The organism is Rhodococcus sp. MurmanLake-1 (assembly GCF_056945715.1).
In genome coordinates this window covers 1-16671 of the sequence record NZ_JBWZNF010000007.1, presented here as the reverse complement: position 1 = coordinate 16671, position 16671 = coordinate 1, and the positions used below count along the sequence as shown (strand labels likewise).

Below are 16671 nucleotides of genomic sequence, written 5' to 3'. Positions count from 1 at the left end.
TCTGAAGAACATGACAGAACAGCTCGGCCGCCAGAGCACGTCCACGTCGACAGATCCGAAAACGGACGATCACACCTTCGCGAGCCTCGACCCTCGCAACGATTCCGTGGTCGCGCAGCACCCCATTGCAGATCAGCAAGAGATCGAGAAAGCGGTCGCCGCAGCACGCACGGCGTCGAAGTGGTGGGATCAACTCGGATTCCAAGGCCGCCGGAAGGTGCTCGGCAGTTTCCGCGCCGCGATCGCCACTCACGCCGAATCGATGGCGGCGATCATTTCCGCCGAGACCGGAAAACCCAGCGACGACGCCCTTCTCGAAGTCATGCTGGCCGTCGAACATCTCGACTGGGCGGCACGCAACGCACAGAAAGTATTGCGCCGCAGACGCGTCGGTGCAGGACTGATCAGCGCCAACCAGTCTGCATCCGTCGGCTACCGGCCGATGGGCGTCGTCGGTGTGATCGGCCCCTGGAACTATCCGCTGTACACACCGATGGGTTCGATCGGCTACGCACTGGCCGCCGGCAACGCTGTCGTCTTCAAACCGAGCGAACTCTCACCAGGCGTCGGCGTCGAATTGGCCCGGCTGTGGAACATCGCCGCACCCGGACACCCTGTCCTGCAGACCATTACCGGTGACGGAAAAACCGGTGCACTTCTGTGTTCGTCCGGTGTCGACAAGATCGCATTCACCGGCTCGACGGCTACCGCAAAGCGCGTGATGGCCGCCTGCGCGGACACCCTCACTCCCCTGGTCGCCGAATGCGGCGGCAAGGACGCCATGCTGGTGGACTCCGACGCCAACCTCGATGCGGCCGTGAGCTTCGCTGCATTCGGGGCAGTGGGCAACGGCGGACAAACCTGTGCCGGCGTCGAACGAATCTACGTCGCAGCGCCCGTGTACGACGCCTTCTTGTCCAAGCTCACCGCCGCGCTTCAGGACGCCCACGCCGGCGCCACCGACAGCTCGACCTACGGGCCGATGACGCTGGGAAAGCAGACTGCGATAGTCCGAGGCCAGATCGAAGACGCTCTCGGTCGCGGCGCGAAAGCTGTACTCGGCGGACTTGATTCGTTCAACGGTCCGTTCATCGATCCGATCATCCTGACGGATGTTCCGGAGGATTCCACGGCGATCACCGAGGAAACGTTCGGCCCGAGCGTCGTGGTGAACAAGGTCGCCGACATGAACGAGGGGATCGAGCGTGCCAATGCGTCGAAGTACGGCTTGGGCGCCTCGGTGTTCACCAAGAGTTCGTCGAAGGGTCGAGCGATTGCCGAGAAGCTCGAATGCGGTGTCGTCACGGTCAATTCGGTTCTCGGATTCGCCGGAATCGCCGCCCTGCCGTTCGGCGGGGTCGGCGATTCCGGGTTCGGGCGTATCCACGGAGCCGATGGGCTGCGTGAGTTCAGCAGTGTGAAATCACTGGCCGTTCAGAAATTCAGCGCTCCGTTGGACCTGCTGACCATCGAACGAAAAGCTCGGGACATGAAGATCTCTCGTTGGATGCTGGCGAAGCGCCACGCAAAGTCCTGAGAGGCCAGGCGATCAGCCGGCGGTGACGAGCACCTGCTCGTCACTGTCGGCTGCTTCGAGTTCACGAACCAGCGGGAGCACCTTGGCCCCGAAGTACTCGATCTCTTCCTGGAAGTGCAGGAATCCGCCGAGAATCAGATCGACACCGCGACGGCGATATTCGACGATCCGATGGGCGATCTGTTCCGGCGTGCCGATCAGTTGTGAGCGGAAGCCGTCGTTGTACTGAACCAAGTCCTCGAATGTCGAATCTGCCCACATCCCGTCCTTGGACGAGGTCGACGCGCCGGCTTGTTGGACTGCATTCTTGAAACCCTCGACTGCGGGACGGTTCGCCTTGGCGATGATCTCGCGCAGCGTGTCTTTTGCTTCGGCCTCGGTGTCGCGGGCGATGATGAACCCGTTGAGTCCGAACTTCACCTCCCGATCGTTCTCGCGAGCAACACGGCGGACGTCGACCAACTGTTCCGTGACGCCGTCGTAGTCCTTGCCGTTACTGAAGTACCAATCCGAATAGCGACCGGCGTTCTCACGGGCTGCCGCCGAGTTACCGCCTTGGAACAGTTCGGGATTGGGGCGCTCCGGGGTGTTCAGAGGCTTCGGCTTCAATGTGAAGTCGTGAATGCGGTAGAAGTCGCCGCGGAAATCGACGTCGTCCTCGGTCCAGATCTTGCGAAGAACCTGAAGGAACTCGGCGCTACGCCGATAGCGCTCGTCGTGCTCGAGCCACGGCTCGCCCAGATGAGTGAACTCGTCCTTGAACCAACCACTGACGACGTTGACGGCAAATCGACCGTTCGACAGGTGGTCAGCGGTAGCGCCCAGCTTCGCCAACACTGCCGGCTGCCAGAGTCCGGGATGCACGGCGGCGATGACCTTGAGCTTCTCGGTGGCCAGGAGCAGTGCAAGGCTGAAACTCGTGGATTCGTGCTGGAACTCGGCACCGTAGCTCGCCTCGTAACGAACCTGACTCAGGGCGTACTCGAAGCCGTTGTTCTCGGCGGTCTGCGCCAACTTCTTGTTGTACTCGTAGTCCCAGCTGGTCCGCTGCTCGATGTCGGAGGTGACCAGACCACCACTGACATTGGGCACCCAGTAGGCGAACTTGATCTCGTCGGCGATACGTTCAGTAGACATGAAATCCAGCAAACATGCAGTTCCCGGGGGTTTCCAGGGTAGCGATCACACAGGTTGTAAGTGTTGGGCGGGTGCTGCAACTGTGAAACGGTGGCAGCATGACTGCTGTGGACATTCAGGAGATCGCGCACCGCATCACCAGTGAAGACGAGGCGCTCTCGGTAGCGTCACAGCTGTCCGACGAGTTCGCGGCAGGTGCCGGCGTCCGCGATGCGCAGCGCCTCCTTCCCCACGACGAGGTTCGCACCCTGGCGCAGTCCGGTCTGCTGGGGCTCTCGGTGCCGAAGGAGTTCGGTGGCATCGACGCGAGCACCGAGACGTTGGCCGAGGTCTTCCGCCTACTCGCCGAGGGCGATCCCAGCATCGCGCAGATTCCGCACAGCCACTTCACTTTCCTGGAAGCGCTCCGGTACCAGGGGTCTAACGAGCAGAAGCAGTTCTTCTACGGCGAAGCATTGTCGGGTAAGCAGTTCGCCAACGCCCAGAGCGAGCGCGGCAACAAGACCATCGACATCGACGGCACCACTCTCACCCCCGACGGGGAAGACTTTGTGCTCGAAGGTCGAAAATTCTATTGCACAGGAGCACTTTTCGCAGATTGGATCGTGGTACGTGCCGCCAATGCGGATCAGTTCACCGAGACCGGCGCACAGGTGAAATCCGCGGTCTACCTACCCCGGAGTACTCCCGGACTGTCGATCGTCGACGACTGGGATGGCATGGGGCAGAAGACAACTGCGAGCGGAACCGTGACACTCGAATCCGTGTCGGTGCCGCGGTTCAACGTCGTACCCTTCACATCGTTGTTCACTCACCCGACCACCTACGGGGCACAGGCCCAGATTCTGCACGCCGCGATCGACACGGGCATAGCGTCGGCCGCATTGCGTGAATCCGTGAAACTCGCAGCAAAGGCGCGGCCCTTCTTCGAGGCGAAAGTCGATACAGCGGTGGAGGATCCACTGCTCGTTCAACTCGCCGGCGAAGCGGCAATCGAGGTTCGCGCTGCCAGATCCCTCTTGGCGGAAGCGGCGCGATCGATCGACGTGGCGCGTCGTAATCCCACCGAGGACTCCACGGCCCGAGCATCCATCGACGCTGCAACTGCCAAAGTGGTCGGTGCCAGGGCGTCATTGGCGGCCACGAGCACGCTGTTCGAGATCGGTGGCACGAGAAGCGCGGGCGAATCAGCGAACCTCTCGCGATTCTGGCGTGACGCACGCACGCATACTCTGCACGATCCGACGAGGTGGAAGGTCCAACACATCGGCCGCTGGACGCTGTCGGGGACAATCCCACCGAGGCACGGGCTGCTGTAAACACTCTCAGTCGGAATTTGTGTATCCGCTGATCAAGACCTCGAGACCTTCCAGGTAACTCTCAGTCGTCGTCCCTCCCGGCCAGTCCTCGAGCACCTCACTGAGTACCGGCAGTTTCTCGGGACCGATTTCTCGGATCTTGACCGCGAGAGGTGACACACTGCCTTCCGGTCGTGTGGTGGTGTCGTAGATGTTGAGCAGTGCACCGAGTGTGTAGTTCCACAGCGCTCGATAGACCAACAGTGCGCGGCGCGGGGACATGCCGAGTTCGACACACGCGGCCATTGCCCGATCGACCAAGACCACAGCGCCGCCCCCGCCGCGCCCACCTCGCTGAAGCAACTCGATGATCCAGCGCTCCGATGCCAGCGTTTCGAAGATCGCGGTGAAGATCGTGCGAAGCCGTTCGACCTGATCCTGCGGCAGGACCAGCGCGCCGAGATCTTGTGAGTACACATCGAGAACCGCGCTGATCAGCTCTTCCTTGTCGCCCACGTGCCGGTACAGCGCCATCGGCGTGGTGCCGAGCGACTTCGCCAACGCTCGCATGCTCAACGCGTCGGCGCCGCCGGACTGGAGTTGCCGTTTCGCCTCGTCGACTATCTGCTCCGACGTGATCGTCGGGGGACGTCCGAGCCGCGGTGATCTCGGTTCCATCTTTTCGGCCATCCGTCGATTGTGCGCGCCCCTGCTACGACGCTCTCGCCCGGGGAACCCCTTGCATCTCAGTCGTCAGCAAGGTAAACCTAACTACTTATGAGAACGCGTATACAAATTAGGTACCTGCAATGACAACAACAACTCGAGCGGTAGCCGCACCGGCTTTGGTCCTCACAGCCGCCGCGGCAGCGCAGTTCCTGGTGGCCTTCGACATGTCGGTCATCAACGTCGCGCTGCCAGACATCCAGGAATCGCTGAACTTTTCCGACGCCGGGTTGTCCTGGGTCGTCAACGCGTACGCCCTCGCCTTCGGCGGGCTGCTGCTTCTCGGCGGTCGTCTGTGCGACGTGATGGGCACTCGTCGAGTTCTGGTTTCCGGGCTTCTGCTGTTCGCCCTCGTCAGCATCGTCGGCACCTTCTCCGTGTCCGCCGAAATGCTTGTCGGAGCTCGGTCGCTTCAAGGCGTCGGCGCTGCACTGATCGCGCCGGCCGGGCTCGCCGCCCTCAGTCAGGCCTTTCCCACCGGACGCGCCAGAGCCAAGGCATTCGGCATCGGCGCAATGTCGTCAGCACTGGGCGGCGCACTCGGTGTCGTCCTGAGCGGCATTTTGACCGAAGGGCTCAGTTGGCGATGGGTGATGTTCGCCGGCGCACCGGTGGCCCTGATCGCCGCGGTCGCAGGTGCCCGTGGCCTGCCGGCCGGCCAAGCCGCCAGAGGTGGCTCCCTCGATCTCCCCGGAGCCATCTTGGCGACGGCCGGAATCACCGCCCTTGTCGGCACAGTGATCGCCACTGAATCACATTCCTGGACTTCGGGTTACGTGCTGGGTGGATTCGCACTCACGGTCGCCCTGCTGACTGCCTTTGTCGTAGTCGAAAGCCGCTGCGCCACACCACTGGTACGACTGTCCACCCTGCTTCGACCCCGAATCGGACTGGCCAACGCCATCATGTGCCTGGTGTGTGCGGCCCAATTCAGCGCGTTCTTCTTCGTCTCACTCTTCCTGCAACGCGGGTTGGGCTATTCACCGACCACCACCGGTCTGGCTTTCCTGCCTTTCTGCTTCGGCCTGGTGATCGGCATCCTCGCGTCCACCAAACTCCTTCCGCGCTACGGAGTTCGACCGCTGCTCGTAGTCGGAACAGCAGTCGCCGCAATCGGGACTTTCATGTTTTCGACCATGAACCTCGACAGTCCCTTCTGGGCCGTCATCCTGGTGCCTTCGCTTCTGGCAAGCATCGGCATCGGTCTGTCGTTCATGCCGCTCAGTAACGTCGCCACCGCCGACGCTCCCCCCGAAGAAGTCGGCATGGCATCAGGGCTACTGAGCACATCGCGTCAGATCGGCGGTTCACTCGGACTAGCCGTTCTCGTGAGCGTCGCCGCTTCCTCGACGGCGCGTTCGGACAGCGCACCGACCGAAGCACTGGTTTCCGGATACTCCCAAGCCCTCTTCGTCTGCTCCGGCCTACTGCTGGCCGGCACCCTCCTGTCCTTCTTCTTCCCACGAATGGATCGTTGACCTCAGATGTTCACCACCCGAACCGCATTCGGCATCGTCTCGGCGCTTCTCCTCACCGTTGCCGGCGCAAGCGCGTGCAGCAGCTCCGCCGAGTCCGAAACCGCTTCTGCAACTCGCTCCGTCACACACGAACTCGGCACCGTCGAAGTTCCGGCCTCACCGCAGCGCATTCTCGCGCTCGACGAGTACGCGGGGCTGAGTGCACTCGCACTCGGCGTGAAGCCCACCGTGGTCTACAGCACCCTGCGATCGGACGTCGCCAAGTCGATTCTGCGCGAGCAGGGCGTCGAAGTTCTCGACAAGCCGACTTTCTTCGCCAACCCCGCCGTCGAAGAGATCGCGTCCGTCGAACCCGATGAGATCCTGATGAGCAATGCCGGTCCACTACCGAGCCTGTTCGCGCAGATCAATTCCGTGGCGCCAACCTTGGTCCTCCCGTACTCGGCGCCGTGGCGTGACGTGCTCGAACAAGCTGGGGCACAGCTCGATCGAGGCAGCGAAGCAACCGCCATGATCGGAAAGCTGGAATCCGGCCTCGAAGACGTCAAGTCCGCGGCTGCCGGCCAGAGCCTTGCGATCCTTCTCGGCTACAGCGGAAACCTGTTCACCGTGCCACCGACCACTCCAATCTCCACACTGGTCACCGAGGCCGGATTCACCAGGCCGGTATCGGAAGTCAACGCGACCAACAATCAAGACACCGGCACGATTTCGCCCGTCTCACCTGAACTCCTACCCGAGCATGCGGCGCAGACCGTCGCCGTACTTTCCGGGCAGCAGTACGACGCATCCATCGTGCGAAACACTCCACTGTTCGACAACCTGACACCCGACCCGGCGCACGCATTGGACGTCAGCGGCGATCTCTGGTTCGGCAGCCATCCTTTTGCCATCTACTGGATCATCCAGGATCTGGACGGCATCGCACATGGCAAGGGGCAGAACAGCATCGGAACCCTCGACAGCGCCGACGCGCGATGGGCGGCGTTCAGCGCGCTCTGACGTCCTGACGGAAGGTCAGCGGAGAAACACCCACCCGGGTGGCGAAGAATTTTGTGAAGTTCGCAGAATCGTCGAACCCCAGCTTCGACGCCACCTGGGTGACCGTGTCCGTGCCGAAAGACAGCAGACGTTTCGCTTCGAGCACCACACGCTGATCGATGTACTGCTTTGCCGTCATTCCGGCAGCAGCTCGGGTAGCCCGCAATACAGTCTTCTCGGAGTACCCGATCTTGTTGGCGTACTCCGAAACCGAACGGACCGTGGCGAAGTCACGTTCCACAACGGCATGAAACCTTTCGAACACGTCATTGTGTGCCAGCACGGAACTCTGTTCCTGTCCACCGAGGTGGGTCAGTTTCAACAGAATTGCCGTCAACGTGTGCCGCAGAATGGCCGCGCGAACGACCGGCGCAGAAGTATCCGGACAACCGTAATTCAAGTTCAGGTGTTTCATACCTGCGCTGATGGTCTCGAGGTTCTCGCCGGACAACTGCCACGCTGCCTGCCGACTGTGAGCGTTCCCGTCCAACAACTGCTGGCTGACGGCATCGAGCGACGAGGGTGTGAACAGAACAACCATCGCCTCGAAATCCTGGATTCGCCCCCACTGTTGCACCTGCCCCGGTCTGACCCAGAACACGGTCCCCGGGCTCACCGCGTAGTTGACGAAGTCGATGGTGTGTAGCGCCGAACCCTCGGTCACCAGTGCGAGTAAGTGAAACTGCGGGCGTTGGGGGCCGACGAACTCTGCACTACCCCCGTTGATGCGAATGGTGTCCAGGCTGAGTACTTCGATCTCGGTCGCGTCAGCCACCGAAGACGCGTACCCGACGTCCCGGACGGGTACTTGTCTGTTTTTCACTAGTTCGGGACTCATCTTCACCGTGACCGAATACCCGAATGCGACATACCGTCAGAGTATCAATCAGTTCGCGCTCGGATAGGAATCAACAGTGCAATCGACAGGCTCGAAAACAGCAGGCACGACGCAACTCACCTACGTCTTCGACGCCTATTGCGGGTGGTGTTTCGGCTTCGGCCCTGCGTTGACGGAGTTCGTCCGTCAAAATGCCGATTCCATCGACTTGTCCGTGGTCAGCGGCGGACTGTTCACCGGTGAACGCGTCGCACCCATGTCTTCGGCTCCGTACCTGAAATCAGCCAATGCCACCATCGCAGCCCAGACCGGCGCCGTTTTCGGTGACGGATATTCACAACTGGCGTCTGACGGGCGGTTCGTCATGGATTCGACGGATGCTGCGATCGGACTCGCCGCGCTTCGCACAGAGGATCCGACACGCGCACTCGACATCGCGGAGGCCATGCAGACCGCGTTCTACCGAGACGGTCGCAGCCTCTCCGATCCCGAGACCTACCGCGCCATAGCGAAATCGCTCGGGCTCGACCCATCTGCCGCAGTGTCTTCCCTGTTCACCGCAGATTCGAAGGACGCCGCCCACGCCGATTTCGTCCGGGCACGCAGGCTCGGCGCCACTTCGTTTCCGACGCTGCTGTTCCACGGGAGCGACGGGTCCGTCGTGAAATTCGGTTCTCCGACCAGTACAGCAGCCGATCTCACCCGCGACCTGAACACGTGCGTGCGGGCGTATGCGGTGGCTTGACCCACCCACTTTCCGAGCGAAAGGTACGTTCAGCGCCTTCAGTACGCCGAACGTACCTTTCGCTCAGCGTGACTTCACCCAAATCACTCCGGCCCCCCTTCTGGTTTGATGAACACCGAACGAATCGCACCAAAGGGGAACGACAGTGGTTTCAGATCCGATCACGGGCCTGGAGATGGAACTTGCCGACATGTGGCAACGAGGACGCGCCCAGGCGCGCACCTATGCGCGTGCAATTCATCCCAAACTCGATCCGGCGCTCTACCCGGTTCTTGTCATCCTGAACCGTTCCGATGCCGTGCGAATGTCCGACTTGATCTCCACGCTCGATATCGAGAAGTCCACCCTGACCAGGCAAATTGATGCCGCAGCTCGGCTCGGCCTGGTGGAACGGATCCCCGACCCCGACGACGCTCGCGCGAAGCTGGTGACCCTGACCCCTGAGGCTCGGACGAAGCTCACGACGATCCGTAATCATCAGATCGATCGTTGGCGCGCCCGACTCGCAAAATGGGAAACTGACGACATCACCACGCTGACGGCCTTGCTGCACCGACTGGGCAGTTCCGAGGACTGACAACAAAGTAGTTGTGCAGTGCAACCAACTTGATCTATAGTTGCAAATATCAACTATTCGAGGGGGTGGCCGTGATCACTCACGACAGTGCCGAGGCAATCCTCGACAACCTTCGCGCCCTAGTCCGGCGCCACCGCGAGGTTTCGTCGACCGGCTCACGCCAACTGTCCCCCGGCATGTTGCCGGACCCACTGGGCGCCCTCCTCTCGCAGTTGTCGGCCGCAGATTCCACGAGATCGACGGATCTGGCGGAAAAGTTGAGAGTGACAGTCTCGACGCTGAGCAGACAGATCACACACGCCGAATCTTGTGGATACATTCAGCGGCGACCGGACCCGGACGACGGACGGGCATCGCTCCTGTCCTTGACTCCACTCGGCGTCCAGACCCTGGTCTTCCATCGCCGCGCCCAGGCGCAGCGACTCATCGACCATCTCGACGGATGGACCGAAGAGGATGCCGTCGACGTCGCATGTGCACTCGATCGACTACGACGCTCGACCTGCCCAGAGTCCCACGCGGCGCACTGACCGACGCTGCACGATCAGATCGAATCATTCTCCGATGCAAGGACATTCATGAGTTCTTTCACGTCTACCGACGTTCCACCATCTCAGTCATCGACCGATGCGCCGATGACCCACAAGCAGAAGATCGAGGCACTTGTCGGGCTCCTACTCGGCATGTTCGTCGCATTCCTGTCATCGACGATCGTCTCGAATGCACTCCCCACCATCATCACCGAACTACACGGCACCCAGGATCAGTACACCTGGGTCGTGACGGCAACGCTGTTGGCTTCCACCGCAACAACTCCCATTTGGGGCAAGTTCTCGGATCTGGTGAGTAAGAAGCTGTTGGTCCAGCTGTCCATCACGCTGTTCACGATCGGCTCGATCCTTGCGGGCATGTCGCAATCGGTCGGCATGCTGATCGGTTTCCGCGCTGTTCAGGGACTGGGCCTCGGCGGCTTGCAAGCCCTCGTGATCATCGTGATCGCGGCGATGTTCAGCCCGCGTGAGCGTGGCCGATACCAGGGACCGATCGCAGCCGTCATGTCCGTCGCGACAGTCGCCGGCCCACTGATCGGCGGCCTGATCGTGGACACTAGTTGGCTCGGCTGGCGCTGGACGTTCTTCGTCGGCGTGCCGCTGGCAGTCATCGCATTGATCGTCGTGCAGCGTACGTTGAACCTCCCGATCGTCAAGAAGGACGTCAGCATCGACTACGTCGGTGCAACCCTCATTGCCGCCGGTGTCAGCACTCTTTTGATCTGGGTCACTTTGGCAGGTAAGAACTTCGAGTGGGCTTCTGCGATGTCGTTCTTCCTCGTCGGACTCGGCGTCGTGCTGCTCGCCGCAGCGCTGTGGGTGGAAAGCAAGGTCAAGGAACCCATCATTCCGCTCCGCCTCTTCCGAGATCGGACTACCACGCTGGCAACGCTGGCAAGCATCGCCGTCGGCGTCGCAATGTTCGGCGGAGCAGTGTTCTTGGGTCAGTACTTCCAGATTGCCCGCGGCTACTCTCCCACTGCCGCAGGTCTTCTGACACTGCCCATGGTGATCGGTTCCATGCTCTCCGCCGGCCTGTCCGGGGCAATGATCACGAAGTTCGGGCGCTGGAAGGGCTTCCTGATCGCCGGTGCCGTCGCAATGTCGGCAGGCTTCTTCCTCCTCTCGACCATCGATCACGCGACGCCGATGTTCTGGGTCGGACTGGTCCTCTTCGTGCTCGGCGCCGGGATGGGCATGGTGATGCAGAATCTTGTTCTCGCAGTTCAGAACACCGTCGCGCCTAGCGATCTCGGCACCGCAAGTTCGACGGTCTCGTTCTTCCGCTCACTCGGCGGCGCGGCAGGCGTGTCCGTCCTCGGCGCAGTGCTCTCCACTCACGTTGCAGATCTTACGACCAAGGGACTCAGCGCAATCGGGGTCGATCTGAGTGCGTCCGGAGGATCCGGCGCAGGGCTGTCGAACCTCAACGAACTACCCGAAGCGATCCAGGATGTGGTCCGCGCTGCGTACGGCGATGCCACCGCACGGGTCTTCCTCATCGCCGGAATCCTGGCTCTGTTGAGTCTGATCGCGATCGCCTTCATCAGGGAGAAGGCGCTTCGGACGGAAAGTGGTGACGAGCAACTCCTGGCGAAGATCGCCGTTCCCGGTGAGATCGATTCGGACACCGTCGATGCCGAACTTGCGCTTCTGACCGAAGGTGACGACGAGTTGCAACGACGAAAGTAGCAACCCAGAAACAGTTCCGCGTACCGTCCGGGTGATTCCGGCGGTACGCGGAACTGTATGGGCAGCTGGGTGCGTCAGGTCGCAGCGATCACGCCTGCGACCGGGATCCGGCCGAGAACTGCAACCCGGAAGTCCACCATCGCGCGTTCCACGTGATTGGCGCTCGAGACCACAACCACGCCCGTTGCTCCTCGATCGGCGAGAATCCGCGCAGAGTTGAGCGCGTTCTCCACCGTGGACCACGACGTTCCTTCTTCGGTGATCCGGCCCGGGTCGACGCCGTTGGCGACGAGCCACTCGCGCATCGCCCTGGCTTCCGTCACTCCGGCCTTCGGGGCCCCACCGCTCGTGATGATCGGAGACTGCGGGTACTGACGAGCCAGCTGCAGCGCCGCCTGAAGTCGGTCGACCAGCATCGGACGCATCGTGCCGTCGTCGAAGAGGCCGGCGCCCAAGACGACGATGTTGGTACCCACCGGGTTGAGGTCGAGCAGCACGGGCGACTGGCGCGTCAGCGTCTCAGCACCCGTGCACGCAAGGATGAGAGACCGCACCGGCGTCTGGCAGCCGCCGACAGTCGACAAGATACCGTTGACGACCGTGGTCGGTGTGATGTCGGCGCTCGCTGTCGCCGGCGAAAGGCCCACGCCAGCTGCGGCGATCACCGAAGCAGCGATCAATCCCTTCGTCACAGACCTGCGAACATTTGCCATGTAGCCGAACCCCCAGATTGTCGGTTGTCCAGCACACGGTAGCGAACATTTCGCCACGGTTGCATCATTTGACTCAAATTTACTGTTCACTGACCGTCACACAGACTAAACATAAATATTGGGCAACAATTCGGGTTCGAAACCGTCATCTACCAGCATCTCGTATCGACGCGCCCGCCGCATTACCTATCTGAGCAGCAGAGTCATCGAGAAGGTTGACAACGCGGAACGGCAACAATTCGTTGTCACAGATCACGATGTTGCATCCAGGTGTTCCTGCCCCGTCCCGTCCCGGCCGAGGTGTCGAAGATCAATTCAGGGTTCGCGAAACCGACAAGCTCTGCCGGGTCTCGACGGGCGGACCACCCGAACCGTGTGTGGGTGGCCCGACATACGGCGCCTCGCCATGTCTCCCCACCCGATCGCCAGCCCTCCGGCTCGTTCACCGAGAACCACAGACGCATCACGTTTGGGAAGAGTCCGCCTCCATACCGATTGCGCGACGCGCTCCCAGCGCCATGGTGACTTGCACAAGATCCTTCGGAGACGACAGGTCAAGTCCCGTCAGGGAACTCGCCTTTCGCAGGCGGTACACCACTGTGTTCGGATGTACGTGTAGCTGCCGGGCGGTGGCGGCTCGATCGAATCCGGAGTCGATGAAAGATTCGAGCGTCTCGAGTACCGCGCTATCGGACTCCAACGGCAACAACACATCTGCGAGTATCGGCAGCGCAGCACTGAAGCGGGTCAGTTGATACTCCACTGCAAGATCCTCGAGACGGACGACCCCACTGGTGCGTCCGTACTTTCGGGCAACGTTCAGCACCTCGCGCGCCTGCGTGACCGCCGCTGGAATTGCCGTGGGCGCCGCGACGTGTACAGCGGCAACCGTCGATGCACCGATGACCTTCTCGAGATCACCCAAACGTCGACACAATGACAAATACTGCGGACTCGACGCCCAGTTTCCCTCTGCGGGTTCCGATTCCACAATGGGAATCAGTACGGCTCCGCCGCTGCTCCCGAGCACCCCGAGGGCTTTGTCACGCCCCACCTGATCGAGCTCTCGTTGCAGGTGGCGCACCTTCCTCCGCTCGGCGACGGCAGTGTCCACCTCGGTCGAGGACTCGTCGTCATTCCGCTCGACGTGCAGAGCCACCACCCAGTACAGGCGCGCCAACCTGATCCCCACCTCGTCGGAGACCCGATCCACGTCGACACCCGTCGAAAGTGCTACGAACAGGGACCTTCGCGCCGAATCCTCGTCCGTCTGGGTGGCGTGGTCGGAACCGTAGCCGGCAAGAACCGCGGACGTGGAGGCCGCGGTGTATGCATTCAGGAGTCGTCCGGTGCGGGCAAGTGCAACACCGTCTTCCGGGACCGCCCATTCGCTGATCGTCTCCCACCACAACCCTGCTGCCAGGTGATATGCGCGCAGCACCTCACTGAGCGGAACCAATTCCTGCGCCCGTTGACGAGCCGATTCGCTGATGTCGGCGAGCAACTCGGGCGCCAGATCTGCGCCCGTCCGGAGCATCGAAATGAACAGTTCCAAATTTCGCCTCACGATGGTCGTCACGTCGTTACGCAACGCCTCGTCCGGAAGCAAGCGGTAGAAGGTGACGTCGCGGTGGACCAGATCGACCGTCGCATTGACCAGCGGATGGGTGCGTTGCGCCAATCGGTCGGCTAGAGATCTGCCGCCAACCACTATCGGTTCGAACGGCAGATCTTTGTTTCCTGACACAAAACCCTCCACAGAATTGAATTGCCACCACAAGGCCGACCTGCCTTTTTCCTATCACTATGTAACCCACGCCACTCTCGAATTCACAATCAGCGGCGTACCTGGAAGTCCCACCTTCGACCAAATAGGAGCCTCGAGTGACGTGGAAAACGCACAGCGCAGCCATTCTGGCAGGCGTCGTGGCTGCCGGTTCGATCGCGGCACTCGGGACCGGTGTGTCACATGCCGAAACGCATGCCAGCCCCATCCAATACGTCGCTCTCGGCGATTCCGCGGCGGCCGGCCCGCTGGTCGCCGAACAAGATTCATCGGCGCCGGGCTGCCTACGATCACTCGACAACTACCCTTCCGTGGTGGCGCAAAGACTCGACGCTCACCTCACGGATGTGACCTGCTCGTCGGCGCGATCCGCCAACGTCACGGACACCGCACAATCGACGTTCTCCGGTCAAGTACCGCCGCAGGAAACAGCATTGGGGCCCGATACCGACCTCGTCACCATCACAATCGGCGCCAACGACATCTCGTTGTTCCCGACAGTTCTGAGCTGCGTAAACCCGCTCCCCGAACCCACCGGAACGTCCTGCCGTGACAAGTTCACCGCAGGCGGCGTCGATCAACAGCGACAGTTGGTCGAAAATGCCTCCGCAGGTTGGAGTTCCATGCTCGAATCGGTTCGCGACCGAGCGCCCTCGGCGCGCATCGTCGTGATCGGATACGGAACATACATCGCCGCCGACGGATGCCCCGGCACCCAGCCGTTCTGGCCGCGCGACGCCGACTATCTCCAGAGTGTGATCGACTACGGGAACACGGTCATGGCAGCAACGGCGGCCCGTCACGGCGTCGAGTACATCGACATCACCGAAGCCACTGCCGGGCATGACATCTGCACTGACCCTGCAACTGCTTACTACACCGGAATCGTCCCTACCCAGCCGGCGGTTCCACTGCATCCCACTGCGGCCGGGATGCAGGCGATCGGCAAAACCGTCGCCGACGCTCTGTCCTGAGCCTCTCCCCCAACACAATTCATTCAGCACTCGCGAAAAGGGTGGAACAATCATGTCAATTCAACGAGACGCTCCGCCGCTGCCGTCCATCGACGGCGCCCCTGTCGGAACACGCGACAAACTTCTCGGCGGCACACTCGTCGCACTGTTTCTCGCAAACATGCTCAACTTCTTCGACCGGGCGATCCCCTCGGTCGTTGCCGAGCCGATCAAGAACGAGTTTTCGCTCAGCGACTTGCAATTGGGATTGATCACCTCTGCATTCACCCTCGTCTACGCAGTCGCAGGGTTGCCTCTGGGCCGGTTGGCCGACACGAAGAACCGTCCCAAGATCATCGGGATCGGACTCCTGGTGTGGAGCGGACTGACGGCAGCAACCGGTGCCGCCGGCAGCTATGTGCTGTTCATCCTCGCGCGTCTAGGCGTCGGTGTGGGCGAAGCGACCTTTACACCCGCAGCCAACTCGATGATCGGTGATATCTACCCGGCAGAACGACGCTCACGCGCACTTGGTGTCTTCATGCTCGGTTTGCCGATTGGCCTCATGCTCGCCTACTTCACCGTCGGCAAGATCGCCGAGGCATTCGACAGCTGGCGTGCACCGTTCTTCCTCGCGGCGATTCCCGGTGTCCTGCTGGCAGTCGTGCTCTACCGCATGGCAGATCCGGTTCGTGGTGGTTCCGAAAGTCCGGAGGCCCGCGCAGCCGCTGTTTCACAGGCACCGATCACCCGTCCGATCCGTCGTCTGCTCGCAATTCCCACGCTTCGTTGGCTCATCCTTGCCGGACTGACGTTCAACTTCGCCGCCTACGCAGTGAATTCGTTTGTCGTCCCGCTTCTGATGCGCCAGTACCACCTGAAACTGACTGCTGCGGCATCGGTCACCGGCATCATCGTCGGAATCACGGGCCTCATCGGATTGCTTCTCGGCGCTCGCTACGCTGACAAGGCCAGCGCACGCTCACCGCGCGCACGGTTGATGATCGGTGTCGGAACCTCGGCATTGGCAGCACCTTTGACGGCACTGGCACTGTTGCAGCACGGCGGGAACGTCGTGATGTTCACGCTCTTGTTCTCGGCCGGGTGGTTGTTGGCCTACGGCTTCTACATCAGCGTCTACCCTGCCATTCACGACGTCGTGGTTCCCAGGCTCCGAGGCACTGCGACGGCGTTGTTCTTCGCTGCCATGTATCTTCTCGGCGGATTCTCGGGACCAGTTGCCGTGGGCGCGATTTCGGACTGGTTCGCCAAGCGTGCGCTTGCCGATGCCGGTACCGGGAAGTTGGCTCAGTACGCCGGCGACGGGTTGAACTCGGCCATGTATCTCGTGCCGATCATGTTGGCGCTCACTGCGGTATTCATCTACCTAGCCACTCGCACTGTCGGCAAGGACGCCGCGCGTATGCAAGCGGAGCTGAGCCAGGCCTGACCCAGGAGTTCACGGCGGTGGGGGGGGGGGGGGGGGGGGGGGGGGGGGGGAGGAGGGGGGAGGGGGGGGGAGGGGGGGGGGGGGGGGGGGGGGAATGGGGGGGGGGGGGGGGGGGAGGGGATGGGGGGGGGGGGGGGGGGGGGGGGGGG

The 16671-nt window shown here is 61.8% G+C and carries 15 protein-coding genes; 10 read left to right on the top strand and 5 right to left on the bottom strand.

Annotation, left to right across the window (positions count from 1 at the left end; genetic code table 11):
* Positions 1-10: 10 nt before the first annotated feature.
* Positions 11-1537: an aldehyde dehydrogenase family protein gene (locus tag AC2ETI_RS19710; RefSeq protein WP_046380070.1), complete on the top strand. Its 1527-nt coding sequence runs from the start codon at positions 11-13 to the stop codon at positions 1535-1537.
* Between the two features lie 12 nt (positions 1538-1549).
* Here the strand turns inward: AC2ETI_RS19710 and sfnG are convergent, their stop codons facing one another.
* On the bottom strand, positions 1550-2674 hold the full coding sequence (sfnG, locus tag AC2ETI_RS19705) for a dimethylsulfone monooxygenase SfnG (RefSeq protein ID WP_024487492.1): 1125 nt from the start codon (positions 2672-2674) through the stop codon (positions 1550-1552).
* 98 nt (positions 2675-2772) lie between these two features.
* Between sfnG and AC2ETI_RS19700 the strand changes: the two genes are divergently transcribed.
* Positions 2773-3993 carry an SfnB family sulfur acquisition oxidoreductase gene (locus AC2ETI_RS19700; protein WP_483634284.1) on the top strand — a complete coding sequence of 407 codons (1221 nt, stop codon included), beginning with the start codon at positions 2773-2775 and terminating at the stop codon, positions 3991-3993.
* A gap of 6 nt (positions 3994-3999) precedes the next feature.
* Here AC2ETI_RS19700 and AC2ETI_RS19695 read toward each other — a convergent pair whose 3' ends face one another.
* Positions 4000-4662: a TetR/AcrR family transcriptional regulator gene (locus AC2ETI_RS19695; RefSeq protein WP_019745726.1), complete on the bottom strand. Its 663-nt coding sequence runs from the start codon at positions 4660-4662 to the stop codon at positions 4000-4002.
* A gap of 119 nt (positions 4663-4781) precedes the next feature.
* Between AC2ETI_RS19695 and AC2ETI_RS19690 the strand changes: the two genes are divergently transcribed.
* A complete protein-coding gene (locus tag AC2ETI_RS19690) occupies positions 4782-6176 on the top strand; it encodes an MFS transporter (protein ID WP_029537154.1) in 1395 nt (464 codons plus the stop codon).
* A 6-nt stretch (positions 6177-6182) separates the two neighbouring features.
* Positions 6183-7178, top strand: coding sequence for an ABC transporter substrate-binding protein (locus AC2ETI_RS19685; protein WP_019745728.1), 996 nt, complete (start codon positions 6183-6185; stop codon positions 7176-7178).
* Here AC2ETI_RS19685 and AC2ETI_RS19680 read toward each other — a convergent pair.
* Positions 7165-7992 carry a helix-turn-helix domain-containing protein gene (locus AC2ETI_RS19680; RefSeq protein ID WP_020971101.1) on the bottom strand — a complete coding sequence of 276 codons (828 nt, stop codon included), beginning with the start codon at positions 7990-7992 and terminating at the stop codon, positions 7165-7167. The genes AC2ETI_RS19685 and AC2ETI_RS19680 overlap by 14 nt on opposite strands.
* Positions 7993-8131: 139 nt before the next feature.
* Between AC2ETI_RS19680 and AC2ETI_RS19675 the strand changes: the two genes are divergently transcribed.
* The 4 genes from AC2ETI_RS19675 to AC2ETI_RS19660 all read left to right on the top strand — a co-directional run bounded on the left by AC2ETI_RS19675 (position 8132) and on the right by AC2ETI_RS19660 (position 11620).
* Positions 8132-8800 (top strand): DsbA family protein, encoded by a 669-nt coding sequence (locus AC2ETI_RS19675; protein ID WP_483634283.1) that lies wholly within the window; start codon positions 8132-8134, stop codon positions 8798-8800.
* A 145-nt stretch (positions 8801-8945) separates the two neighbouring features.
* Positions 8946-9377: a MarR family winged helix-turn-helix transcriptional regulator gene (locus tag AC2ETI_RS19670; RefSeq protein WP_019745731.1), complete on the top strand. Its 432-nt coding sequence runs from the start codon at positions 8946-8948 to the stop codon at positions 9375-9377.
* 71 nt (positions 9378-9448) lie between these two features.
* Positions 9449-9907, top strand: coding sequence for a MarR family winged helix-turn-helix transcriptional regulator (locus AC2ETI_RS19665; RefSeq protein ID WP_020971103.1), 459 nt, complete (start codon positions 9449-9451; stop codon positions 9905-9907).
* A 105-nt stretch (positions 9908-10012) separates the two neighbouring features.
* Positions 10013-11620 (top strand): DHA2 family efflux MFS transporter permease subunit, encoded by a 1608-nt coding sequence (locus AC2ETI_RS19660; RefSeq protein ID WP_483634371.1) that lies wholly within the window; start codon positions 10013-10015, stop codon positions 11618-11620.
* Positions 11621-11694: 74 nt separating this feature from the next.
* Here AC2ETI_RS19660 and AC2ETI_RS19655 read toward each other — a convergent pair whose 3' ends face one another.
* Both AC2ETI_RS19655 and AC2ETI_RS19650 read right to left on the bottom strand, forming a co-directional pair.
* The gene (locus AC2ETI_RS19655; protein WP_019745734.1) at positions 11695-12423 is read right to left on the bottom strand and encodes a YdcF family protein; all 729 of its coding nucleotides are present in this window, start codon (positions 12421-12423) and stop codon (positions 11695-11697) included.
* A gap of 373 nt (positions 12424-12796) precedes the next feature.
* Positions 12797-14080, bottom strand: coding sequence for a PucR family transcriptional regulator (locus tag AC2ETI_RS19650; RefSeq protein WP_029256487.1), 1284 nt, complete (start codon positions 14078-14080; stop codon positions 12797-12799).
* A gap of 137 nt (positions 14081-14217) precedes the next feature.
* On the opposite strand from AC2ETI_RS19650, the gene AC2ETI_RS19645 reads away from it, so the two are divergent.
* Together AC2ETI_RS19645 and AC2ETI_RS19640 are read left to right on the top strand one after the other, a co-directional pair.
* Positions 14218-15093, top strand: a complete 876-nt coding sequence (locus AC2ETI_RS19645; protein WP_052740988.1) for an SGNH/GDSL hydrolase family protein — start codon at positions 14218-14220, stop codon at positions 15091-15093.
* Between the two features lie 52 nt (positions 15094-15145).
* On the top strand, positions 15146-16522 hold the full coding sequence (locus AC2ETI_RS19640) for a spinster family MFS transporter (protein WP_020971108.1): 1377 nt from the start codon (positions 15146-15148) through the stop codon (positions 16520-16522).
* Positions 16523-16671: the final 149 nt, after the last annotated feature.

Excerpts from the sequence above, each read along its gene's own strand:
- AC2ETI_RS19685 (WP_019745728.1), top strand. The coding sequence starts at position 6,183 with ATGTTCACCACCCGAACCGCATTCGGCATCGTCTCGGCGCTTCTCCTC.
- sfnG (WP_024487492.1), bottom strand. The coding sequence starts at position 2,674 with ATGTCTACTGAACGTATCGCCGACGAGATCAAGTTCGCCTACTGGGTG.
- AC2ETI_RS19695 (WP_019745726.1), bottom strand. The coding sequence starts at position 4,662 with ATGGCCGAAAAGATGGAACCGAGATCACCGCGGCTCGGACGTCCCCCG.
- AC2ETI_RS19640 (WP_020971108.1), top strand. The coding sequence starts at position 15,146 with ATGTCAATTCAACGAGACGCTCCGCCGCTGCCGTCCATCGACGGCGCC.
- AC2ETI_RS19700 (WP_483634284.1), top strand. The coding sequence starts at position 2,773 with ATGACTGCTGTGGACATTCAGGAGATCGCGCACCGCATCACCAGTGAA.
- AC2ETI_RS19660 (WP_483634371.1), top strand. The coding sequence starts at position 10,013 with ATGACCCACAAGCAGAAGATCGAGGCACTTGTCGGGCTCCTACTCGGC.
- AC2ETI_RS19710 (WP_046380070.1), top strand. The coding sequence starts at position 11 with ATGACAGAACAGCTCGGCCGCCAGAGCACGTCCACGTCGACAGATCCG.
- AC2ETI_RS19690 (WP_029537154.1), top strand. The coding sequence starts at position 4,782 with ATGACAACAACAACTCGAGCGGTAGCCGCACCGGCTTTGGTCCTCACA.